At 59.4% G+C, this 22,601-nt stretch carries 16 protein-coding genes and 2 tRNA genes; 12 read left to right on the top strand and 6 right to left on the bottom strand.

Annotated features, from left to right (window positions below; translation table 11 throughout):
- On the bottom strand, positions 1–615 hold the full coding sequence (locus tag TRM7557_RS12040) for a ribonuclease D (RefSeq protein WP_058290453.1): 615 nt from the start codon (positions 613–615) through the stop codon (positions 1–3).
- A 340-nt stretch (positions 616–955) separates the two neighbouring features.
- On the opposite strand from TRM7557_RS12040, the gene xylB reads away from it, so the two are divergent.
- The 4 genes from xylB to TRM7557_RS12020 are packed head-to-tail and all read left to right on the top strand — an operon-like array spanning position 956 to position 6,034.
- Positions 956–2,407, top strand: a complete 1,452-nt coding sequence (xylB, locus tag TRM7557_RS12035; RefSeq protein WP_058290452.1) for a xylulokinase — start codon at positions 956–958, stop codon at positions 2,405–2,407.
- A complete protein-coding gene (gene xylA, locus TRM7557_RS12030; protein ID WP_058290451.1) occupies positions 2,404–3,711 on the top strand; it encodes a xylose isomerase in 1,308 nt (435 codons plus the stop codon). Before xylB ends, xylA begins: the two co-directional genes overlap by 4 nt.
- On the top strand, positions 3,711–4,724 hold the full coding sequence (locus TRM7557_RS12025) for an aldose epimerase family protein (protein WP_058290450.1): 1,014 nt from the start codon (positions 3,711–3,713) through the stop codon (positions 4,722–4,724). The genes xylA and TRM7557_RS12025 overlap by 1 nt, the downstream gene beginning before the upstream one ends.
- Positions 4,721–6,034: a cytochrome c peroxidase gene (locus TRM7557_RS12020; protein ID WP_058290449.1), complete on the top strand. Its 1,314-nt coding sequence runs from the start codon at positions 4,721–4,723 to the stop codon at positions 6,032–6,034. The genes TRM7557_RS12025 and TRM7557_RS12020 overlap by 4 nt, the downstream gene beginning before the upstream one ends.
- Here the strand turns inward: TRM7557_RS12020 and TRM7557_RS12015 are convergent.
- Both TRM7557_RS12015 and TRM7557_RS12010 read right to left on the bottom strand, forming a co-directional pair.
- On the bottom strand, positions 6,031–7,626 hold the full coding sequence (locus tag TRM7557_RS12015) for a CRTAC1 family protein (protein ID WP_082626602.1): 1,596 nt from the start codon (positions 7,624–7,626) through the stop codon (positions 6,031–6,033). The two genes, TRM7557_RS12020 and TRM7557_RS12015, sit on opposite strands and share 4 nt — an antisense overlap.
- On the bottom strand, positions 7,568–8,782 hold the full coding sequence (locus TRM7557_RS12010; RefSeq protein ID WP_058290448.1) for an ROK family transcriptional regulator: 1,215 nt from the start codon (positions 8,780–8,782) through the stop codon (positions 7,568–7,570). Before TRM7557_RS12010 ends, TRM7557_RS12015 begins: the two co-directional genes overlap by 59 nt.
- A gap of 211 nt (positions 8,783–8,993) precedes the next feature.
- On the opposite strand from TRM7557_RS12010, the gene xylF reads away from it, so the two are divergent.
- The 3 genes from xylF to TRM7557_RS11995 all read left to right on the top strand — a co-directional run bounded on the left by xylF (position 8,994) and on the right by TRM7557_RS11995 (position 12,175).
- Entirely contained in the window at positions 8,994–10,022 is a 1,029-nt protein-coding gene (xylF, locus tag TRM7557_RS12005) for a D-xylose ABC transporter substrate-binding protein (RefSeq protein ID WP_058290447.1), read from the top strand.
- 72 nt (positions 10,023–10,094) lie between these two features.
- Positions 10,095–11,393 (top strand): sugar ABC transporter permease, encoded by a 1,299-nt coding sequence (locus tag TRM7557_RS12000; RefSeq protein WP_058290446.1) that lies wholly within the window; start codon positions 10,095–10,097, stop codon positions 11,391–11,393.
- A complete protein-coding gene (locus TRM7557_RS11995) occupies positions 11,393–12,175 on the top strand; it encodes an ATP-binding cassette domain-containing protein (RefSeq protein WP_058290445.1) in 783 nt (260 codons plus the stop codon). The genes TRM7557_RS12000 and TRM7557_RS11995 overlap by 1 nt, the downstream gene beginning before the upstream one ends.
- A 113-nt stretch (positions 12,176–12,288) precedes the next feature.
- Here the strand turns inward: TRM7557_RS11995 and TRM7557_RS11990 are convergent.
- A tRNA-Leu gene (locus TRM7557_RS11990) sits at positions 12,289–12,375 on the bottom strand.
- 158 nt (positions 12,376–12,533) lie between these two features.
- Positions 12,534–12,620, bottom strand: a tRNA-Leu gene (locus TRM7557_RS11985).
- Between the two features lie 182 nt (positions 12,621–12,802).
- On the opposite strand from TRM7557_RS11985, the gene TRM7557_RS11980 reads away from it, so the two are divergent.
- Positions 12,803–13,792 carry a complex I NDUFA9 subunit family protein gene (locus tag TRM7557_RS11980; protein WP_058290444.1) on the top strand — a complete coding sequence of 330 codons (990 nt, stop codon included), beginning with the start codon at positions 12,803–12,805 and terminating at the stop codon, positions 13,790–13,792.
- A gap of 58 nt (positions 13,793–13,850) precedes the next feature.
- On the opposite strand, the gene TRM7557_RS11975 is transcribed toward TRM7557_RS11980, so the two are convergent.
- Positions 13,851–14,654: an undecaprenyl-diphosphate phosphatase gene (locus TRM7557_RS11975; protein WP_058290443.1), complete on the bottom strand. Its 804-nt coding sequence runs from the start codon at positions 14,652–14,654 to the stop codon at positions 13,851–13,853.
- A 248-nt stretch (positions 14,655–14,902) separates the two neighbouring features.
- Here TRM7557_RS11975 and TRM7557_RS11970 point away from each other — a divergent pair, with 248 nt between their 5' ends.
- The 4 genes from TRM7557_RS11970 to fzlA all read left to right on the top strand — a co-directional run bounded on the left by TRM7557_RS11970 (position 14,903) and on the right by fzlA (position 22,590).
- Positions 14,903–16,345, top strand: a complete 1,443-nt coding sequence (locus TRM7557_RS11970) for an NAD(P)-dependent oxidoreductase (RefSeq protein WP_058290442.1) — start codon at positions 14,903–14,905, stop codon at positions 16,343–16,345.
- Positions 16,346–16,422: 77 nt separating this feature from the next.
- Positions 16,423–20,955: a glutamate synthase large subunit gene (gene gltB / locus TRM7557_RS11965; RefSeq protein ID WP_058290441.1), complete on the top strand. Its 4,533-nt coding sequence runs from the start codon at positions 16,423–16,425 to the stop codon at positions 20,953–20,955.
- Between the two features lie 159 nt (positions 20,956–21,114).
- Entirely contained in the window at positions 21,115–21,861 is a 747-nt protein-coding gene (mtgA, locus tag TRM7557_RS11960) for a monofunctional biosynthetic peptidoglycan transglycosylase (RefSeq protein ID WP_058290440.1), read from the top strand.
- Positions 21,862–21,918: 57 nt separating this feature from the next.
- Positions 21,919–22,590, top strand: coding sequence for an FtsZ-binding protein FzlA (gene fzlA, locus TRM7557_RS11955; RefSeq protein WP_058290439.1), 672 nt, complete (start codon positions 21,919–21,921; stop codon positions 22,588–22,590).
- The last annotated feature ends 11 nt before the right edge of the window (positions 22,591–22,601 follow it).

Raw genomic sequence — 22,601 nt, 5'->3', positions numbered from 1 at the left:
TCAGGAATGTGCGAAGATGTCGGTGTCGGCCCAGCCCGCAAGGTCAAGCCGCGCCCGGGTTGGCAAAAAGTCGAAACAGGCCTGCGCCATGTCGCGGCGATCTTCGCGTGCAAGCCGCGCATCCAATGCGTCCCGCAAGCGGTGCAGGTGCAGAACATCCGATGCCGCATAGTCCAGTTGCGCCTTGCTCAGCTCGGCCGCGCCCCAGTCGCTCATCTGCTGCTGTTTAGAGATATCAACGCCAAGGAGCTCTTGGGTCAGGTTTTTCAGCCCGTGGCGGTCGGTATAGGTCCGCGTCAGGCGCGAGGCGATCTTGGTGCAATAGACCGGGGCGGCCAATGCGCCAAAGGCATTATAAAGCGCGGCAATGTCAAAGCGGCCATAATGAAACAGCTTGAGAACACTGGGGTCGTTCAGGAGGGCTGCGAGATTCGGGGCGCTGGTCTGGCCGCGGTCGATCTGCACAATATGCGCGTCGCCGTCCCCAGCAGACAGCTGCACCACACACAGCCGGTCGCGATGCGGATTAAGCCCCATGGTTTCGCAGTCGATTGCGACAATTTGGCCAAGGTCCAGCCCGTCAGGCAGATCATTGCGATACAGATGATTGGCCAAGGGGCGTTTCCTTCTGGCTGCCGCGATGCCATCGCGGCGGTTGGTCTTGACCGTGCCGTTTTCCGGCGGGTCCCAGGGGTGATGTGACTGGATAGGACATAGGGTTTTTGGGGCGGGAACTCAACAGCCGGGCACCTGCCAGTTCCGCGCTTAACCGTGGCGGGTCATGGACGGGGCCGAAACGGGGATGACGTGTTTCTTTCCATTTCTGAGGCGAACACCTCAATCATACTGTGCTCAGATTGACAGCATCCCTTGAATCTGCTTTATTTCAAGTGCCAAAATAAATCTACCGCAGAGCAGTGGTTCGCGGCAGACGGCACTTGGGAGGATACTTAACATGTACTTGGGTCTTGACGTGGGAACGTCGGGGCTGCGGGCGCTTCTGGCCGATGAGGCCGGGGCCGTTGTTGGCGTTGCCGACGCAGGCTATGGCGTATCGCACCCTGCGACAGGCTGGAGCGAACAGACGCCCGGTGACTGGATTGCGGCCTGTTCCGAAGCCGTGGCTGCGCTGCGCGAAGCACACCCGACAGAGGTCGCGGCGATCAAAGGGATCGGTTTGAGTGGCCAGATGCACGGCGCGACTTTGCTGGACAAAGCAGGCGAGGTCCTGCGCCCCTGCATTTTGTGGAACGACACCCGCTCTGCGGTGGAGGCCGCAAAGCTTGACCAGACGCCGGATGTCCGGGAGCTGTCTGGCAATATTGTCTTTCCCGGCTTCACCGCGCCGAAGCTGGCCTGGGTCAAAGCCAATGAACCCGATGTCTTTGACAATGTGGCCAAGGTGCTGCTGCCCAAAGATTACCTGCGCTACTGGCTGAGCGGTGAATTCATTTCAGATATGTCCGACAGTGCGGGCACATCCTGGCTGGATGCGGGCGCGCGCGACTGGTCCGATCAGCTGCTGGACGTATCAGGTATGCGTCGCGATCAGATGCCGGATCTGGTTGAAGGTGCCGCGCCGGGTGGAGAGCTGCGCCGCGAGCTGTGCCGGGAATGGGGCATTGAGGGCCCCGTGGTGATTGCTGGTGGCGGTGGGGACAACGCGGTTGCGGCCTGCGGTGCAGGCTGTTTCCGTGAAGGCGAAGGCTTTGTCAGCCTTGGCACCTCGGGTGTGCTGCTGGCGGCCAAGGAGTCTTATGCGCCGGATCCGGCTTCTGCAGTGCATACCTTCTGTCATGCGGTGCCTGAAACCTGGTATCAGATGGGCGTGATTCTGGCGGCAACCGACTGTCTGAACTGGCTGTCGCGGACATTGGGGCAGACCCCGGCGACATTGGCAGGCGACTTGCCGGACAGTATTTCGGGTCCGTCTTCGATCACTTTCTTGCCCTATCTGTCGGGCGAGCGGACACCGCACAATGACAGCCGCATTCGCGCGACATTCTCCGGCATCGACATTGGCGACGGGCCCGCGCAGATGACCCAAGCGACGATGGAGGGTGTGGCCTTTGCGCTGCGCGATTGTCTTGAGGCGCTGAAAGGCACCGGCACCAACCTGAACCGCCTGCTGGCTGTTGGGGGTGGCACCCAGTCGCCGTTCTGGGTTGAAACCCTTGCGACCGTTCTGAATGTGCCGCTTGATATTCCTGACAAGGGCGAATTCGGGGCCGCGCTGGGCGCGGCTCGTCTGGCCATGACGGCCTGTGGCGCAGATGCGGCCACCGTCATGACCGCGCCACCTGTCTCTCACACTATTGACCCGCGCAGCGAGCTGGTCCCGGCCTACAATGAGGCCTACGCCCGCTACTCTGCGCTTTACCCCAGCATGAAGGCTTTGATGACATGAGCACTGGCTTCTTTGGCGATATCGCCCAGATCAAATATGAAGGTGCCGACAGCACCAATCCGATGGCGTTCCAGCATTACAATGCGGATGAGGTTATCATGGGCAAAACCATGGCCGAGCATTTGCGTTTTGCCGTGGCTTACTGGCACTCTTTCGCATGGGAAGGCGGCGACCCGTTTGGGGGCCAGACCTTCGTGCGCCCGTGGCACCCGCAGGACGACATGGGCCGTGCCAAGATGAAGGCCGATGTGGCGTTTGAAATGTTCGACATTCTGAACGCGCCGTACTTCTGCTGGCATGACGCCGACATTCGCCCCGAGCAGGGCAATTTTGCCGACAATCTGAACACCCTGAACGAGATCACCGATTATATCGGCGAAAAGATGGACGCCGTGGGCACCAAGCTGCTTTGGGGCACCGCAAACATGTTCTCGCACCGTCGCTGGATGGGTGGCGCGTCGACCAACCCGGACCCGGATGTCTTTGCCTTTGCGGCGGCGACAGTGAAATCCTGCATGGATGCCACCCACAAACTGGGCGGCGAGAACTATGTCCTCTGGGGTGGTCGTGAAGGCTACGAGACCCTGCTGAACACCGACATGGGATCCGAGCTGGACCATATGGGCCGTTTCCTGAACATGGTTGTCGACTACAAACACAAGATCGGCTTCAAAGGCGCGATCCTGGTCGAGCCTAAGCCGCAGGAGCCGTCGAAGCACCAGTACGACTATGACGCGGCGACCTGCATCGGCTTCCTGCGCAAATATGGTCTGGAGAACGAGGTCAAACTGAACCTGGAGCAGGGCCACGCGATCCTTGCGGGTCACAGCTTTGAGCATGAGATCGCCGTTGCCGCCTCTGAAGGCATGCTGGGGTCGATCGATATGAACCGCAATGATTACCAGTCTGGCTGGGACACCGACCAGTTCCCGAACAATGTGCCCGAAGTGGCGCTGGCCTATTATCACATCCTCAAAGCAGGGGGGCTGAATTCGGGCGGCACCAACTTTGACGCCAAGGTGCGCCGTCAGTCCATCGACGCCGAGGATCTGATCGCGTCCCATATCGGTGGTATGGACGTCTGTGCCCGTGGTCTGAAAGCGGCGGCCGCGATGCTGGAAGATGGCGGTCTGGAAGAGGCGCTGAAGGCCCGCTATGCCGGTTGGGAAAGCGCAGAGGCAAAGGGCATGCTGGAAAGCGATCTGGCCTCGATCACCGACCGCGTGCTAAACGAAGGGATCAATCCTGAGCCGAAGTCCGGCCGTCAGGAAATCTTGGAAAACTACGTCAATCGCTTCGTTTAATGACCCACACGCAGATCATCGACCATGGGCTCTTTCAGGGCCAAATGCTCAAGGAGGCCCGGCTGGAAACAGCTGGGCTTTCCCTGTCTTTGTTGAATTTTGGCGCCGTAACGCGTGATCTGCGATACATTGCATCGGGGGCCGATCGGCCCCTGATCTTGGGGTATCAAAACCCCGCTGATTACTTGGAAAACCCGGCCTATATGGGTGTTATTGCAGGGCGTCTTGCTGGGCGAACCAAAGGCGCTCGTTTTGAGCTGGATGGCAAGATCATTGCCTTGGACGTCAATGAGGGCAAGAACCATCTGCACGGCGGCGGGCAGGGTCTGAGCCATGTGTTCTGGGATCTTGATCTGCTGGATGCTGCCACTGCCCAGCTGACATATACCTCGCCTGATGGTGAAAACGGCTATCCCGGCGCTGCCAAGTTCACGGTAACGGTGCGCCTTGAGGACAATGCCGTCACCTATGACATGCAGGCCGAGGTCGATCAAAAAACACCGATCAGCCTGGCGCAACACAATTACTACAACCTTGCAGGTGGGGCGGATACGATCTGGGGTCATCGTTTGCAGATGGACGCAGATCGCGTGCTGATGCTGGATGGGACCAATGTGCCCTCTGGTGATATAGAATCCGTCGCAGGAGGCCGGTTCGACTTTGGCGCAGAGCGCAGCCTTTTAGAGAACGATCCCTCTCGGTTGGGAATGGATCACAATCTGTGTTTCGCAATAGGTCGTGGTAATTCAATGAGTGTTGCCACAGTGACGGCACCTGATGGGCTGCGGATGCGCGTGTTTTCAGATCAACCCGGCGCGCAGGTCTATACTGCGGGGGGGATGGCCGCGCAGGCCGGGGGATTGCCCGGTCAACAGCTGGGCCCCTTTCAGGGCATCTGCATAGAACCGCAGGGCTTTCCCAATGCGGTGAACTGCCCGAATTTTCCGGATGTGTTGGCGACCCCGGACCGCCCCTATCGCCAGATCCTTCGGTTGGAGTTTGACCAGACATGAGATGGATGATCGCGGCTTTTCTTGCCTTGGCCACAGCAGGGGCGTCAATTGCCAGCGATCGACCGGATTTGGGCCCGCGCGCGGCCTTTCCAGTTCCCGATATGGACGCGGTAGAGCTGGGCCAATTGTTGTTTTATGACCCTATTCTGTCAGGCAACCGCAATATTTCATGCGCAACCTGCCATCATCCACGGTTTGGCACCTCGGATGGGGTGTCGCTGAGCCTTGGAGAGGGCGGTATTGGCCTTGGCCCGGACCGCCGCGCAGATCCTGAAAACCTGCCCGAACAGCGCTTGCCGCGCAATGCGCCCGCCCTGTGGAATCTTGGCGCAGAAGAGTTCCGGGTCATGTTCCATGACGGCCGGCTCGAGGACCACCCGGATTTTCCCGGTGGTATTCGCACGCCTTTGGGCGAAGACATGGTGCAGGGGTTTGATGATGCGCTTGCCGCACAAGCCATGTTCCCGGTGTTGTCCGCGGATGAGATGGCAGGGCATTATTCTGAAAACGAGGTGGCACAGGCCGTGCGGCTTGGGCAGTTGTCGCAGCCGGGCGGGGCCTGGGACCGGATTGCCGCGCGGGTCGAAGCCATTCCGGAATACCGGCAGCGGTTTGATGTGGTTCTGGGCGAAGAGGTGCCGGTGACCTTTGCCGAGATTGGCAATATCCTTGCCGATTTCATCCGTTTTGAATGGCGCGCCGACAATAGCCCGTTTGACCGATACATGCTGGGCATGGGGAAATTGTCCCACGTGGAACAGAGCGGGATGGACCTGTTCTACGGCGCGGCGCAGTGCAGCAGCTGCCATTCCGGGTGGTTTCAGACAGACCATGATTTCCACGCGCTTGCCATTCCGCAGATCGGACCGGGTAAAGCTGCGCGGTTTGAAAACCATGCGCGCGACGAGGGCCGCATTCGGGTGACCGGTGTATTGGATCAGGCCTATGCGTTCCGGACACCATCGCTGCGAAATGTGACTCTGACTGGGCCATATGGGCATTCGGGCGCCTATGCCACGCTTGAGGCTGTGCTGCGCCATCACTTGGATCCTGCGGCGCGGCTTGCGGATTACGACCGCTCTCAAGCGGTGTTGCCGCCGCTGAAGGGCAGTCAGGATTTCCGGATGCTGGAGGATGCCGAGGAGCGCGCGCGTCTGGTGCAGGCCGCGGTGCCGAAAGGGCCAGACTTGGATGATACTCAGATTGCCGCTTTGGTGGCCTTCCTTTGGGCGCTGACGGATGACGGGGCGGCTGCGGGGCGACTTGGCGTGCCAAAGGCCGTGCCCAGCGGGCTGCCTGTCGACCGTTAATAGGCCACCGTCACACGCCGGTTGCTCTGAACCTCTTGCCACGCGCCTGTACGGCCGTCAGGCCAGATCACCCGCAGACGCAGATGGTCAACCGTCCCCAGGCCAAAGTGTTCGTCGCCCGCAGGCCCCCCTGCATGCCCACCGCCCACAGTGATTTCGCGAAATACTGCGCGATCACCCAGATCCAGTTCGACAAAGGCCCCGATTGCGCGGCTGTTGTGCGCAGGCCCTTCGAGGTTCACCAGCAACCAATTGCCGCCTGTGCCCTGGTTCTGCCACAGCTCCATCTTGGCGCGGCGGTTGACCACTGCCAAATCGAGCTGCCCATCCAGATTTAGATCCACCAGCGCGGCACCGCGTCCGCGATGCAGGCTGGCGATCCCTGCGGCGTCTCCACCCTCAACAAAGCGGCCGTTGGGCTGCTGGAGGAGCAGGTTATTCGGGTCCTTCTGGGCGGCGTCAGGCATTTGTTCCACATTGCCCTTGGCGACAAAGATATCGTCGCGGCCGTCGTTGTTCACATCGCCAAAAGCAGCATGCCAGCCGGTCGATGGGCGACCATCTCCACCGGTGTAGGGGCGGTGCGCGGTGGTGCCGAAGGCATAGGTCACATCGCGCCACACAGGGCCGCCGGTTTTTGCATCAAACATCTGCAACTTCTGATCCCCCATCGAGGTCAGATACACATCCTGATGCCCGTCGCCATCCATGTCGCGCGCGGCAATCCCCATGCCCCAGAGCGCATAGGGTTCCCAGCCGTCTTCCCTTGAATAGAGTCGCGGGTCGCCCTCCATCGCCCACATCTGCTCTTCGCCGCCACGCACATAGTAATGGCGGTCATTGGACAGACGCAGATCGGCGCGGCCATCGCGGTTCCAGTCGGAAAACAGCGCAGACAGGGCGCAGTATCCGGGGCTGAGATGTTGTGGCGGGGCGTAGGTATTCCCTTGAGGCCCTTCGGGGCGATACAGCAGCGTGTCATCACATGTGCCAAAGGGGCCATTGGGATTGGCGCGGTCGACATAGGTGCCAAAGGCCAGTGTTGGAAGCGCATTACCGCCTTCCCAAGTGGCCGAAAACGCCGTGGTCCACGCGGGGCCTGTCTGAAAGTTCAGCCCCTCAAAGGGGGCGAACTGGCAATTCCCCAAGCCGCGCAGCAGCTGGTCGGGACCCGCGCGCAGGACAACAAGGTCGAGGATTTGGTCGCCATCAATATCGAGCGCATAAGCGCCGGTCACATCGGTCAGGGATTGGGGTCCGGTCGGGGCGGTCTCAAACCGCAGTTCGCCACCGGGGGCGGAGCGGTTCAGCATCAGTTGCGCTGCATTGGCACCGCCTGCGGCGTAAAGCTCGGGCAGGGCGTCGCCATTGCAATCAAAGCTGGCGACGCCACCGCCGACATAGTGTTCCCACCCGCCGTCATAGACATGGTGGGGAAAGGGTTTGGGCAAAAATTCTGGGGATGCGCTGGGCGTTTCGGCGACCGCGGCAGCGGTCAGACAGCTGACCGCAACGGCGCACAGGGAAAGGCGGCTACCCCGCAGCCCCAGCCAGTCTTTTGACGGTGAGGGCGGAGACTTCTTCGATTGCATAGGCGGCGGCTCCCTTTGCCCACATCAGATCGCCCCAGTCGTGGACCAGAATCTCTGGCATCGGGGCGTCGACGTCGACGATCCATTGTTGCATTTCGTCGATCACGCGATCCGAATAGAGGTGATCAAACGACAGGCGCGCGCCGGCAAGGATGATTTTACCGGGATCAAAGATATTGACCACATTGGCCAAACCCAACGCAAACATGCGCCGCGCGCGGTCCAGTACGGATTGCGCCATGGCGTCGCCCTTCTGCGCGGCGCTGAACAGCGACGCCAGCGTCTGATAGCGTTCGCCGCCGCTGGAGATATTGGCCTCGCGCAGCAGGGCGTAATCCCCGACATAGGCCTCGAGGCAACCGCGTTGTCCGCATTGGCACAGCGCACCCTCCAGTTGCACCTTGGTATGGCCAAACTCGGTGCCGCAGCCTTTGGTGCCGCGATAAATCTTGCCATCAATCACCACGCCCATGCCAACGCCATGTTCGATGGTAATGACAATGAAGTTGTCGCAGTTGCGCCCGGCGCCGAACAGATGCTCTGCCTTGGCCACAAGGTTCGCGTCATTATCAAGAAACACCGGGCAGGGCAGGATTTCTTCCAGCACCGCGGCGAAATGGATGTTCCGCTCTTCCAGCGAGGACGACCAATAGACAAAGTTGCGCGGCGCATCGATCATGCCCGCCAGACCAAGGCCCACGCCCGAGAGGTCCGCAATCGGGAATCCGCCCAGTTTGCAGGTCTCTTTCAAGGCGCGGTGGATTTCTTGGGCGAGCACCTGAGCGGGCATCCGGCCGGTGTCCAAAGCCAATTCATGGTGGACGATCTCGTGGCCTGCAAAGTCCGTAATCACAATCGAGATCAGGCGGCGGGCCACTTTGATACCGGCAATGCGGTGGGCATCGCCGCGAATGGCAAGACCCACACGCGGGCGTCCGCGACGGCCTTCGGTGTTGCCTTCAGGAGCGACTTCACAGATCAGACCTGCGTTCAGCAGTTCGGACGTCAACGCCGTGACGGTTGCGGGGCTGACGCCCGTGGCCTTGGCAATATCGATCCGGGCGATGTGTTCGCTTGCACGAATCACATCGAGAATCTGTTGCCGTCCGTTTTCACGTTGCTCACCCTGAGAGGCGAGCTTTCCTGATCTGGACAATGTGCTCCTCCTGAAGTTGGACACCTTCTGCGTCCCCCCTAGAATTAAAGGCGGGGTAGCGTCTTATGCCAGTTTGTGGCGGGTCCAACAACATCTCCGTTTTCAAAGGTCTCACGATTTAATTTGAAATGCAAAAAAAATATTGCTACACCTAGGGCACGGCACCGCTCCATTGGGGAAGGATCGGGGTGGGCCGATAGGGAGGAAAATCATGAAACTATTGAACGGTATTTCCGTTGTCGCCCTCAGTGCATTTGCTGCTTCCGCTGCATTTGCAGATGGTCTCACTGTGGGTGTCAGCTGGTCTAACTTTCAGGAAGAACGCTGGAAAACCGACGAAGCGGCCATTGTTGGTGCGCTGGATGCGGCGGGTGCCAAGTATATCTCGGCCGATGCGCAGTCTTCGTCGTCCAAACAGCTGTCTGACGTTGAAAGCCTGATTGCTCAGGGTGTTGATGCGCTGATCATTCTGGCGCAAGACGCGCAGGCAATTGGTCCGGCGGTTCAGGCTGCTGCGGATGAAGGGATCCCGGTTGTTGCCTATGACCGCCTGATCGAAGACGATCGCGCGTTCTATCTGACATTTGACAATGTTGAAGTTGGCCGCATGCAGGCGCGGGCTGTTTTTGAGGCAATGCCCAAAGGCAACTACGTGATGATCAAAGGCTCTCCGACGGATCCGAACGCAGACTTCCTGCGCGGTGGTCAGCAAGAGATCATTGATGCAGCTGTGTCTTCTGGTGACATCAAGATCGTTGGCGAAGCTTACACCGATGGCTGGTTGCCAGCGAACGCACAGCGCAACATGGAGCAGATCCTGACTGCCACCGACAACAAGGTGGATGCGGTTGTGGCTTCTAACGATGGCACCGCGGGCGGTGTTGTGGCGGCGCTGACCGCGCAGGGCATGGAAGGTATCCCGGTTTCCGGTCAGGACGGTGACCACGCCGCGCTGAACCGCGTTGCCAAGGGCACCCAGACTGTATCTGTGTGGAAAGACGCACGTGACCTCGGCGCCGCGGCAGGCGAAATCGCCGTTGCACTGGCCGGTGGCACCGCGATGGAAGCGGTTGCGGGTGCTGGCGCCTGGACCTCTCCGTCGGGCACCAACATGACCGCGCGTTTCTTGGCGCCGGTTCCGGTGACCAAGGACAACCTGACTGCGGTTGTTGACGCGGGTTGGATCACCAAAGACGCGCTCTGTCAGGGTGTGTCCAATGGTCCGGCACCCTGTAACTAAGACCTAATCCGCGCGTGTCCCGCCCTCTTGCGGGGCACGCTGCACCTATTCTGCTGATCTCTGGAGCCGGACATGACCGCCACCACTCATCAGCCAATCGATTCCCAAAATAAACGCGGCCTGTTCCAGCAGCTTGAGCTGGATATGCGTCTATTGGGTATGATTGGTGCCTTCATCATCCTTTGCATCGGGTTCAATATCCTGACCGACGGGCGTTTCCTCACCCCGCGCAATATCTTCAACCTGACGATCCAAACAGTGTCCGTGGCCATCATGGCATCCGGCATGGTGTTTGTGATTGTCACCCGCCATATTGACCTGAGCGTTGGTGCATTGTTGGCCACCTGTTCTGCGGTGATGGCCATGCTGCAGACCGAAATCCTGCCGGATATGTTGGGGATGGGTCTGAACCATCCGCTGACTTGGATCATCACTGTTGCTGTGGGTTTGGGCGTTGGCACGCTGATCGGGGCCTTTCATGGCTGGATGATCGGTTACCTGACGATACCGGCCTTTATTGTGACCCTCGGTGGCTTTCTCGTCTGGCGCAATGTGGCGTGGTATCTGACATCTGGCCAAACCAAAGGCCCATTGGACAGCACCTTCATGATGTTTGGCGGCACCAATGGCACGCTGGGCACGACATTCAGCTGGGTTCTGGGGCTCTTGGCAGCGGGGGCTGCGTTGTTTGCACTCTATAATAGCCGTCGGTCCAAGTTGGCGCATGACTTCCCGGTGAAGCCCCTCTGGGCCGAAGCGGTCATGGGTGCGGTGATCTCGGGCTCGATCCTGGGGTTCGTCTGGATCCTGAACAGCTACACGATTCCGACCCGTCGTCTGCAGCGCATGTTTGAGGCCAAAGGCGAAGTGATGCCCGAGGGTCTTGTCGTGGGCTATGGTCTGCCGATCTCGGTGCTGATCCTGATCGCGGTGGCTGTGGTGATGACTCTTGTGGCGCGTCGCACCCGTCTGGGGCGCTATATCTTTGCCACCGGTGGTAACCCGGACGCAGCAGAGCTGTCGGGGATCAACACCCGCAAGCTGACGGTCAAGATCTTTGCCCTCATGGGGTTCCTCTGTGCGTTGTCTGCGGTTGTGGCTTCGGCTCGTCTTGCCAACCACTCCAATGACATCGGCACCTTGGACGAGCTGCGCGTGATTGCGGCGGCTGTGATCGGCGGCACCGCGCTGTCGGGCGGCTTTGGCACCATCTACGGCGCAATTCTGGGCGCGCTGATCATGCAGAGCCTTCAGTCCGGCATGGCGATGGTTGGCGTTGATGCGCCGTTCCAGAACATTGTCGTCGGCTCTGTGCTGGTTGCAGCTGTCTTTATCGACATTGTCTATCGCAAGCGTCTGGGGGCAAAGTAATGACCGATCCCAAAGAACTCCGCGCGCAAGGCGCAACCCCGCTGGTGGAGATGGAAGACATCTCAATCTCCTTTGGTGGCATCAAGGCGGTCGACGGCGTCTCCGTCGATCTGCATCCGGGCGAAGTTGTGGGCCTTTTGGGCCACAATGGGGCCGGTAAATCGACCCTGATTAAGGTGCTGTCCGGCGCGTATCAGATGGACGCGGGCGAGATCCGTATCAACGGCAACAAGGTCGAGATCACCAACCCCCGTGATGCGCGATCCCACAATATCGAGACGATCTACCAGACACTGGCGCTGGCGGATAACCTTGATGCGGCGTCGAATCTGTTTCTGGGGCGCGAGCTGGTCACGCCTATGGGGCTGGTGAATGACGCCGCGATGGAGGCAGAGTGCCGCAAAATCATGGGGCGCCTCAATCCGAACTTCCGCAAGTTCAACGTGCCGGTTTCGGCACTGTCGGGCGGTCAGCGGCAGTCGGTGGCGATTGCTCGGGCGGTCTACTTCAATGCCAAGATCCTGATCATGGATGAACCTACCGCCGCGCTGGGCCCGCACGAGACCCAGATGGTGGCAGAGTTGATCCAGCAGCTGAAAGCGGCCGGTATCGGCATCTTCCTGATCGACCATGATGTTCATGCGGTGATGGAGCTGTGCGACCGTGCCTCGGTCATGAAGAACGGCCAGTTGGTTGGCACGGTGGACATTGACGATGTGACCGATGACGACCTGTTGTCGATGATCATCCTGGGTAAAAAACCGGAAAAAGCCGCCGCCTAAGGGCCGGGTCACCGAAATAACAAAAGACGCCCCAAGGGGCGTCTTTTTTGTTGTTAAACACCGACATAAAACCAGTGCATCCACACCTTTTTAGATTTGATTTAAAGGGGGGATGGTGCCCAGAAGAGGACTCGAACCTCCACGTCCATACGGACACTAGCACCTGAAGCTAGCGCGTCTACCAATTCCGCCATCTGGGCTTTAGATGTCGTGGAGAGGCGTATACGGGGGATCGCGGGGGGCTGCAAGTGGAAAATGCCAGCCCTTCAGAGAAAAAAGTTAGCGCTCTCGCGCAGGTGGAATCATCACGTGGATCGGCCAGAAGCCGTTGATGTTTCTTCGATTTTCATAGGGGGGGTGGTGCCCAGAAGAGGACTCGAACCTCCACGTCCATACGGACACTAGCACCTGAAGCTAGCGCGTCTACCAATTCCGCCATCTGGGCTTAGATGTCGTGAGAGCGGCGTATAAGGGGAGTCGCGGGGGGCTGCAAGTGGAATTTTGACATTTTTGCGAAATACTCTGCGGTAACCGTGCAACCATGAGAATACCCGATGTTTTGCGCCTTGTTTGAAAGGGCTTGCAGGGGTAGATCGAAACCAACAGCTAACGCAGAGGAGCCAAGTCATGTCCAAATTGGTCACCATCTATGGCGGGTCAGGTTTTGTCGGGCGCTATATTGCCCGCCGTATGGCCAAAGAAGGCTGGCGCGTGCGCGTGGCCGTGCGTCGCCCCAATGAGGCGATGCATGTGAAACCCTATGGCGTGCCGGGTCAGGTCGAGCCTGTCTTCTGCAATATCCGCGATGATGCCTCTGTGGCGGCCGTGATGCAGGGCGCGGATGCCGTTGTGAACTGCGTTGGTGTGCTGAACCAGGTTGGCAAGAACACCTTCTCTGCGGTGCAGGCTGAAGGTGCGGAACGTATTGCCCGTCTGGCAAAGGCCGCCGGGATTGACCGCATGGTGCATCTCTCGGCGATTGGTGCCGACGCTGGCGCCGACAGCGAATACGCCCGCACGAAGGCCAAGGGCGAGGCAGGCGTGTTGGAGCATATGCCCGGCGCTGTGATCCTTCGTCCTTCGGTGATCTTCGGGGCCGAAGACGAGTTCTTCAACCGCTTTGCTGCGATGACCCGTCTGGGTCCGGTTCTGCCGATCGCCAAAGGCGCGACCAAGTTCCAGCCTGTTTATGTCGATGACGTTGCGCAGGCTGCTGTCAAAGGCGTGTTGGGCGAGGCTGAAGCTGGCGTCTATGAATTGGGCGGGGCTGAGGTTAAAACCTTTGCCGAACTGATGAACCAGATGCTGGACGTGATCCTGCGCCGTCGTCTGGTTGTGTCCCTGCCGGGCTTTGCTGCTGGCCTGATGGCCTTTGGGTTCGACATGGCGCAGACGCTGAGCCTGGGTCTGTTTGAAAACACCCTGCTGACCCGTGATCAGCTGAAAAACCTCAAGGTGGACAATGTTGTCGCCGAGGGGGCTAAAACGCTGGCAGATCTGGGCATCCGCCCGGTCGCAATGGGGGCTGTGCTGCCGGACTACCTGTGGAAGTTCCGTCCCAACGGTCAATACGACGAGCTGACCGCCTCGGCGAGCAATCTGCGCGGCGACATCTGATCGCCGCAACGTCCCAAGAAAGCAGGCGCGCGGGGAAACCCGACGCGCCTTTTTCGTTTTAGCTGTAGGCCACCACCAGCAAAATCACGCCCAGGACCACACGGTAGATCACATAGGGTGTGAAGCTGACCGAGCGCAGTAGTCGCATCATCAGATAAAGCGCGCCAAGTGCAGAGATCATCGCAAGGCCAGCGGCGATCACCATATCGCGCATGAGGCCCGAGTTGCCGTCTTTGACCACATCCATTCCCAACAAAAGGCCCGAAGCGATAATAGTTGGGATCGACATCAGCATGGCAATACGCGCGCCGTCTTCGCGGCTGTAGCCCAGCTGACGCGCACCGGTGATGGTGATGCCCGACCGCGAGGTGCCGGGGATCAGCGCCAGCATCTGCCACAGCCCCATAATCAACGCATCGCGCACGCCCCAGTCCCCCACTGTCTTGGCCGTCTTTCCCCATTGGTCGGCAAAATAAAGCACAATGCCAAAGCCAAGCATGGTCCAGCCAATGACCGCAATGGATCGCAGCGCGTCGGACAGGCCGGTGAAATGCAGGAAGGCGCCAAAGATCACCGTGGGGATGGTGGCAATGATCAAACCCAGGGCCAGTTTCGCCCCCGGCGTGTCCATGCGGCCGCAGGCCAGCGTCAGCAAACCGCCCAATCCTTCGCGGACGTCTTTCCAAAAATAAAGCACCACCGCAGCCAATGTGCCTACATGTACAGCGACATCGATCGCCTGCCCCTGATCTTCCATGCCTGTGAGGTTCGGCAAGAGAATCAAATGCCCCGAAGATGAGACCGGCAAAAACTCTGTAATGCCCTGAATAAGGGCCACAAGGATCAATTGAAACAAAGGCATGGCTATCACTTTCGGCGGCTGTTTGCGGGAAAGTGGAAAAATTCCGTCCCGTCACGCCACTGTATAAATCCTTTGTTTTCTTAGGGAAGAATTGTTTTGGGTCCGAATCGGACCCAAAAACCTCTGTACAACACCCACTTTTTCGCTAAAGACAAAGTTCCAGCCCTTATTTAGGTCATATATTATGACTTTTATTGTTGGGCCGGACGTTTTAATACAGTCGCAGCCAGCCTAGAGGGAGTTTCATCGTGGCCAAGCAACCGATGCTCAAATTCGTGAAAATCGATCGCGATATGCCGGAGAAACGCACGGCTGACACGCGGCGCGAGGACTTTGACGAAATCTATGCAGAATTCGCAGCCGCAAAGGCAGAAGAACAGGCGTCCCGCTGCAGCCAATGTGGTGTGCCGTACTGTCAGTCTCACTGCCCGCTGCACAACAATATCCCCGATTGGCTGCGCCTGACCGCGACGGGCCGTCTGGAAGAGGCCTATGCGACCTCGCAGGCCACCAACACCTTCCCGGAAATCTGCGGCCGCATTTGCCCGCAGGACCGTCTGTGCGAAGGCAACTGTGTGATCGAACAGTCCGGCCACGGCACCGTGACCATTGGTGCGGTTGAGAAATACATCACCGACACCGCTTGGGAAAAAGGCTGGGTGAAGGCAAACACCCCGCTGGCCGAACGGTCCGAATCTGTGGGCATCATCGGCGCAGGCCCCGGTGGTCTGGCCGCAGCGGACATGCTGCGCAAAGCGGGCGTGCAGGTCACTGTTTATGACCGCTACGACCGCGCGGGCGGGTTGCTGACCTATGGCATCCCCGGCTTCAAGCTGGAAAAAGACGTGGTTATGCGCCGCAATCAGCTGCTGTCCGACGGTGGCGTGACCTTTGTGATGAACTGCAACATCGGCGAGGATATCTCTTTCGAGGACATCCGCGAGAAGCATGACGCCGTGATCATCGCAACCGGCGTGTATAAATCCCGCGATCTGGCGATGCCGGGCTCTGGCGCGACCGGCATTGTGAAGGCGATCGATTTCCTGACCGTGTCCAACAAAGCCTCGAACTTTGGCGACACCATCGAAGAGTTCGAAAATGGCACCCTGAACGCCAATGGCAAAAAGGTTGTCGTGATCGGCGGTGGTGACACCGCGATGGACTGTGTTCGTACCTCAATCCGTCAGGGCGCGACCTCTGTCAAATGTCTCTACCGCCGTGACCGTGCAAACATGCCGGGCTCGCAGCGCGAAACACAAAACGCCGAAGAAGAAGGCGTGGTGTTCGAATGGCTGTCTGCGCCCAAAGGCTTCACCGAGGAAGGTGGCAAGGTTGCTGGCGTGATGGTGCAGAAAATGCGTCTGGGTCAGCCCGATGCCTCTGGCCGTCAGGCGCCCGAAGTGATCGAGGGTGCGGATTACGTCGAGGACGCGGATCTGGTGATCAAGGCGCTGGGTTTTGAACCCGAAGATCTGCCGACGCTCTGGAACCAGCCCGACCTGCCGGTGACCCGCTGGGGCACCATCAAGGCAGAGTTCAAGACCGGCGCGACTGACATGGACGGCGTCTATGCGGTGGGTGACATCGTGCGCGGTGCTTCGCTGGTGGTTTGGGCCATCAAGGACGGCCGCGACACCGCCGAAGCGATCCTCGAGAAATTCGACGCCAAAGCTGCCGTCGCAGCTGAGTAAAGCAATCAGACATTCCCCAAGCGGCAGGCCCCCCTGTGTTCAGGGCGCAGCGCCGCCGCCAGGCAAGGAGAGAAAACATGACCAACTATGATGAAAACTGGGTCCGCGCCGAAGAAGCAAAGCGCAAGTGGATGGCCGAAAACGGTCTCTATGCTGAGGAAGAAGAGCATTCGTCCTGTGGTGTGGGTCTGGTCGTTTCCGTCGACGGTAAGAAAAGCCGCAAAGTGGTCGAGGCCGGCATCACCGCGCTGAAGGCGATCTGGCACCGGGGTGCGGTGGACGCAGACGGCAAAACCGGTGACGGCGCTGGTATCCACGTCCAGATCCCGGTCAACTTCTTCTACGACCAAGTAGAGCGCACCGGCCACAAGCCTCGCAAAGACGAGCTGATGGCTGTTGGTCAGGTTTTCCTGCCGCGCACCGATTTTGGTGCGCAGGAAACCTGCCGGACCATCGTGGAATCCGAAGTGCTGCGCATGGGCTATTACATCTATGGCTGGCGCCATGTGCCGGTGGATGTGTCTTGCTTGGGTGACAAAGCCAACGCGACCCGCCCCGAGATCGAGCAGATCCTGATTTCGAACTCCAAAGGCGTGGACGAAGAGACCTTTGAACGCGAACTCTATGTCATCCGTCGCCGCATCGAAAAAGCGGCTGCGGCTGCGCAGGTGCCCGAGCTGTACATCGCGTCGCTGTCCTGCCGTTCGATCATCTACAAAGGTATGATGCTGGCCGAGCAGGTCGCCGTATTCTACCCGGATTTGATGGACGAGCGTTTTGAGTCCGCTTTTGCGATCTACCACCAGCGGTATTCCACCAACACCTTCCCGCAGTGGTGGCTGGCCCAGCCGTTCCGCATGCTGGCGCACAACGGTGAGATCAACACGCTGAAGGGCAACATCAACTGGATGAAGTCCCACGAGATCCGCATGGCCTCGGCGACCTTTGGCGACCACGCAGAAGATATCAAGCCGATCATTGCGGGCGGGTCCTCTGACTCTGCGGCGCTGGATTCCGTGTTCGAAGTGCTGGTCCGCGCGGGCCGCTCGGCGCCGATGGCGAAAACCATGCTGGTGCCGGAAAGCTGGTCCAAGCAGGTCGAAGAGCTGCCCAAAGCCTGGCGCGACATGTATTCCTATTGCAATGCCGTGATGGAGCCCTGGGATGGCCCCGCCGCACTGGCAATGACCGATGGCCGCTGGGTCTGCGCGGGTTTGGACCGCAATGGCCTGCGCCCGATGCGCTATGTCGTGACCGGTGACGGTCTGGTGATCGCCGGTTCCGAGGCGGGTATGGTCCCCGTTGACGAGGCGACCATTGTGGAAAAAGGCGCGCTTGGTCCGGGCCAGATGCTGGCTGTTGACATGAAAAAGGGCAAGCTGTTCCACGACACCGAAATCAAGGACAAGCTGGCGCGTGCACTGCCGTTCGGTGAATGGGTGCAGAAAATCAACAACCTGGATGAAACGCTGGGTTCCCTGAACGAAGAGCCGCTGTTCACCGGTGAAGAGCTGCGCCGCCGTCAGGTGGCTGCGGGCTATACCATCGAAGAGCTGGAGCAGATCCTCGCGCCGATGGCCGAAGACGCCAAGGAATCGCTGGCCTCTATGGGCGATGACACCCCGTCCGCGGTTCTGTCCAAGATGTACCGCCCGCTGAGCCATTTCTTCCGCCAGAATTTCTCTCAGGTGACCAACCCGCCGATCGACAGCTTGCGCGAATTCCGCGTGATGAGCCTGAAGACGCGCTTTGGTAACCTTAAGAACGTGCTGGACGAAGATGGCTCGCAGACCGAGATCATCGTTCTGGAAAGCCCCTTTGTCGGCAATGCGCAGTGGAACAAGCTGGTCGATAATTTTGGCTCTCCGCTGGCGGAAATCGACTGTACCTTTGAAGCAGGCCAAGGCTCTCTGCTGCAAGCACTGGCGCGCATTCGCGCGGAGGCCGAAGAGGCCGTGCGCTCTGGCGCGGGTCACATTGTGCTGACCGACCAGCATTCCGGCAGCGGCAAAGTGGCCATGCCGATGATCCTTGCGACCTCGGCCGTGCATTCGCATCTGACCCGTCAGGGCCTGCGCACTTTCTGTTCGCTGAACGTACGGTCCGCAGAATGTATCGACCCGCATTACTTCGCCGTGCTGATCGGCTGTGGTGCAACCGTTGTGAACGCCTATCTGGCCGAAGATTCGCTGGCGGATCGTATCGAACGTGGCCTTCTGGATGGCACCCTGACCGAAAACGTGGCGCGCTACCGCGAAGCCATTGATCAGGGTCTGCTGAAGATCATGGCGAAGATGGGGATCTCTGTGATTTCGTCTTACCGTGGTGGTCTGAACTTTGAAGCGGTGGGCCTGTCCCGCGCCATGGTTGCAGAATATTTCCCCGGCATGACCTCGCGGATTTCCGGCATTGGTGTGCTGGGCATTCAGAAAAAGGCCGAAGAAATCCACGCCAAAGGTTGGGAAACCGTTGAAGGCGTGCTGCCGATCGGTGGCTTCTATAAGGCGCGTAAGTCTGGCGAGACCCACGCGTGGGAAGCAACCTCGATGCACATGATGCAGATGGCCTGTAACCGCGCCTCTTTCGAGATGTGGAAGCAGTATTCGGCCAAGATGCAGTCGAACCCGCCGATCCACCTGCGTGACCTTTTGGACGTCAAACCCCTTGGCAAGCCGGTGCCGATCGAAGAGGTGGAAAGCATCACCTCGATCCGCAAGCGTTTTGTCACGCCGGGTATGTCCCTGGGCGCGCTGAGCCCCGAGGCGCACAAGACCCTGAACGTTGCGATGAACCGCATCGGTGCTAAATCCGACTCCGGTGAAGGTGGTGAAGATCCGGCACACTTCGTGCCCGAACCCAATGGCGACAATCCATCGGCAAAGATCAAGCAGGTGGCGTCGGGCCGTTTTGGTGTGACTGCGGAATACCTCAACCAGTGTGAAGAGCTGGAGATCAAAGTGGCCCAGGGTGCAAAACCCGGTGAAGGCGGCCAGCTGCCGGGCATGAAGGTCACCGATCTGATTGCGCGCCTGCGTCACTCCACCAAAGGTGTGACCCTGATCTCTCCGCCGCCGCACCACGACATCTATTCGATCGAAGATCTGGCACAGCTGATCTACGATCTGAAGCAGATCAACCCGCGCTGTAAAGTGACGGTGAAGCTGGTGGCGTCCTCCGGTGTTGGCACCATTGCTGCCGGTGTGGCCAAGGCCGAAGCGGATGTGATCCTGATCTCGGGCCACAATGGTGGCACCGGTGCGTCGCCTGCGACCTCGATCAAATACGCGGGTCTGCCATGGGAGATGGGTCTGACCGAGGCGCATCAGGTTCTGGCGATGAACAACCTGCGTGAACGCGTAACCCTGCGGACCGATGGCGGTCTGCGCACTGGCCGTGACATTGTTATGGCTGCGATGATGGGTGCCGAAGAATACGGCATCGGCACCGCTGCGCTGATCGCAATGGGGTGTATCATGGTGCGTCAGTGCCAGTCGAACACCTGCCCGGTGGGCGTCTGTACCCAGGACGAAGAGCTGCGTGGCAAGTTCACCGGCAATGCCGACAAGGTTGTGAACCTCATCACCTTCTACGCACAGGAAGTGCGCGAGATCCTCGCGTCCATCGGTGCGCGGTCGCTGGACGAGGTCATCGGTCGGGCGGATCTGCTGACGCAGGTCTCTCGTGGCTCTGCCCATCTGGATGATCTGGATCTGAACCCGATGCTGATCACTGTCGATGGGGCACATGACATCGTGTACAACCGCGACAAGCCGCGCAATGATGTGCCGGATACGCTGGATGCGGAAATCGTGCGCGATGCAGCCCGCTTCCTGCGCGATGGTGAAAAGATGCAGCTGTCCTATGCGGTGCAGAACACGCACCGGACCGTGGGCACCCGCACCTCCAGCCACATTGTGCAGAACTTTGGCATGCGCAATGCGCTGCAGCCCGATCACCTGACGGTAAAACTGCAGGGTTCTGCCGGTCAGTCGCTGGGGGCCTTTGCTGCACCGGGTCTGAAGATCGAAGTCTCTGGTGACGCGAACGACTATGTCGGCAAAGGCCTGTCTGGCGGTACCGTTGTGGTGCGCCCGTCCATGGCCTCGCCGCTCAAAGCGTCGGAGAACACCATCATCGGCAACACTGTCCTGTACGGTGCAACCGACGGGTACCTGTTTGCTGCAGGCCGCGCAGGCGAGCGTTTTGGCGTGCGGAACTCGGGCGCGAAGGTTGTGGTCGAAGGCTGTGGCTCTAACGGCTGTGAATACATGACCGGCGGTGTTGCGGTGATCCTCGGCTCTATCGGTGCCAACTTCGGCGCAGGTATGACCGGTGGCATGGCCTACATCTATGACCCGGAAGGCACCGCACAGGACCTGATGAACATGGAAAGCCTGGTGACCGGCGGTCTGCAGGTCGACCATTGGGAAACGCAATTGCGCGAACTGATCGAACGCCATGTGCAGGAAACCGGCAGCCGCAAGGCCGCAGAGATCCTGCAGCACTGGGACACCGAGAAGGCGAACTTCCTGCAGGTCTGCCCGATTGAGATGCTCGACAAGCTGGCGCACCCGGTTTTTGTCGAACAGGCGGCCGTTCCGGCCGAATAAGGGATAATCCCCGAGAATAAGATAACCTCTTATTCCTGAACTCACCCCGTGTTGCCCTTGGGCGCGCGGGGTTTTTTCTTTGGCGGTCTTCCGCAAACTCCTGCACGGAGACAAAAATTCGAGGTTGGAGAGCAGGCGCGCAGGACGCTATAGAAAGACATGGCCCGAGCAGCAAAAAAGAAACAGGCAAAACCCACCCTGAAGGAGCGGATCGACCCGCGCCCCTCTTTGGTACGGCTGCGCAAATGGCTGACGCGCTGGCTGGCCCGCGTGGCCTTGGGGCTTTGTGGGTTTTTCCTGCTGCTGGTTTTGCTGTTTTCGGTCGTGAACCCGCCGATCACCCATACGATCTGGTCCGAATACCGCCGTTTGGGCGAGGTCGACCGCGAATGGGTCCCGATCGAGGCGATGTCGCCCTATGTCGCCCGGTCTGTCGTGGCCGCCGAAGATTCGCGGTTCTGCGAACACTGGGGGTTTGACGTTCAGGCCATCCGCACCGCGCTCGAGGACGGCGGTCAGCGGGGGGCCTCCACGCTGACGCAACAGGTGGTCAAAAACGTCTTTCTCTGGCAGGGGCGCAGCTGGTTCCGCAAAGCGCTTGAAACGTTCCTGACCCCCGTGGTCGAGGCAGTCTGGACCAAGAAGCGGATCGTAGAAGTTTATCTGAATGTGGCCGAGATGGGCGAAGGTGTCTTTGGCATTGAGGCAGCGGCCTATCGCTATTTTGGCAAATCACCGGCAGATCTGACCGCCCGCGAGGCGGCGCTGGTCGCGGCCATCCTGCCCAATCCCAAGGCGCGGTCAGCCTCGGAACCGGGCAGTTTTACACGGCGGCGGGCGGTTCATATTGTTGACGGCGCGGCGACCATTGAACGGGATGGACGCGCGGCCTGTTTCCAGCATTGATGTTTTTGTGCCCACAGGGCATGTGAGGACAAGACCCAAGTAAATCGGAGAACCCCAGTGTCCACGGCCCGGCTGTATCACGTCCCCCTCTCACCTTTCTGTCGCAAGGTGCGCCTGTCGCTGGCGGAGAAGAAGATCGAGGTCGAGCTGGTCGAGGAACGCTATTGGGAAAAGGAAGCGGATTTCCTGCGCCGCAACCCTGCGGGCAAGCTGCCGGTGTTGCGTCTGGATGGCATGCTGATGGCCGAAAGTGCGCCGATTTGCGAATACATCGAAGACACCCGCCCCAATCCGCCTTTGATGCCCAAATCCCCCGAGGAACGGCTGGAGGTACGCCGGATTGTCAGCTGGTTTGATGACAAGTTCCACAATGAGGTCACCTCGAAACTTGTCTACGAGCGGGTGAACAAGAAAATCACTGGCGCAGGCTACCCGGACAGCACCAATGTGAAATCAGGTGCCAAGGCGATTAAATACCATATCGACTATATGTCCTGGCTTTTGGATCACCGCCGTTGGCTGGCTGGGGATCAGATGACCCTTGCCGATTTCGCAGCCGCTGCACATCTGTCCTGTCTGGACTATATTTCCGATGTGGACTGGAACCGATCGGCGGCGGTGAAGGATTGGTACGCCAAGATCAAATCGCGCCCTGCGTTCCGCTCCATCCTTGCCGATCAGGTGCCGGGCTTCCGCCCACCTGCGCATTACACCGACCTCGACTTCTGAGCGTAAAGGGG

It is taken from the genome of Tritonibacter multivorans, from assembly GCF_001458415.1.
GTDB lineage: Bacteria > Pseudomonadota > Alphaproteobacteria > Rhodobacterales > Rhodobacteraceae > Epibacterium > Epibacterium multivorans.
Note: the sequence above shows the minus strand (reverse complement) of the source record. Positions and strands in the feature narration are given on the sequence as shown.

What these genes read in the sequence shown, in the direction of transcription:
- xylB (WP_058290452.1), top strand. Translation starts at nt 956, where the DNA reads ATGTACTTGGGTCTTGACGTGGGAACGTCGGGGCTGCGGGCGCTTCTG.
- xylA (WP_058290451.1), top strand. Translation starts at nt 2,404, where the DNA reads ATGAGCACTGGCTTCTTTGGCGATATCGCCCAGATCAAATATGAAGGT.
- TRM7557_RS12025 (WP_058290450.1), top strand. Translation starts at nt 3,711, where the DNA reads ATGACCCACACGCAGATCATCGACCATGGGCTCTTTCAGGGCCAAATG.
- TRM7557_RS12020 (WP_058290449.1), top strand. Translation starts at nt 4,721, where the DNA reads ATGAGATGGATGATCGCGGCTTTTCTTGCCTTGGCCACAGCAGGGGCG.
- TRM7557_RS12015 (WP_082626602.1), bottom strand. Translation starts at nt 7,626, where the DNA reads ATGCAATCGAAGAAGTCTCCGCCCTCACCGTCAAAAGACTGGCTGGGG.
- xylF (WP_058290447.1), top strand. Translation starts at nt 8,994, where the DNA reads ATGAAACTATTGAACGGTATTTCCGTTGTCGCCCTCAGTGCATTTGCT.
- TRM7557_RS12000 (WP_058290446.1), top strand. Translation starts at nt 10,095, where the DNA reads ATGACCGCCACCACTCATCAGCCAATCGATTCCCAAAATAAACGCGGC.
- TRM7557_RS11995 (WP_058290445.1), top strand. Translation starts at nt 11,393, where the DNA reads ATGACCGATCCCAAAGAACTCCGCGCGCAAGGCGCAACCCCGCTGGTG.
- TRM7557_RS11980 (WP_058290444.1), top strand. Translation starts at nt 12,803, where the DNA reads ATGTCCAAATTGGTCACCATCTATGGCGGGTCAGGTTTTGTCGGGCGC.
- TRM7557_RS11975 (WP_058290443.1), bottom strand. Translation starts at nt 14,654, where the DNA reads ATGCCTTTGTTTCAATTGATCCTTGTGGCCCTTATTCAGGGCATTACA.
- gltB (WP_058290441.1), top strand. Translation starts at nt 16,423, where the DNA reads ATGACCAACTATGATGAAAACTGGGTCCGCGCCGAAGAAGCAAAGCGC.
- mtgA (WP_058290440.1), top strand. Translation starts at nt 21,115, where the DNA reads ATGGCCCGAGCAGCAAAAAAGAAACAGGCAAAACCCACCCTGAAGGAG.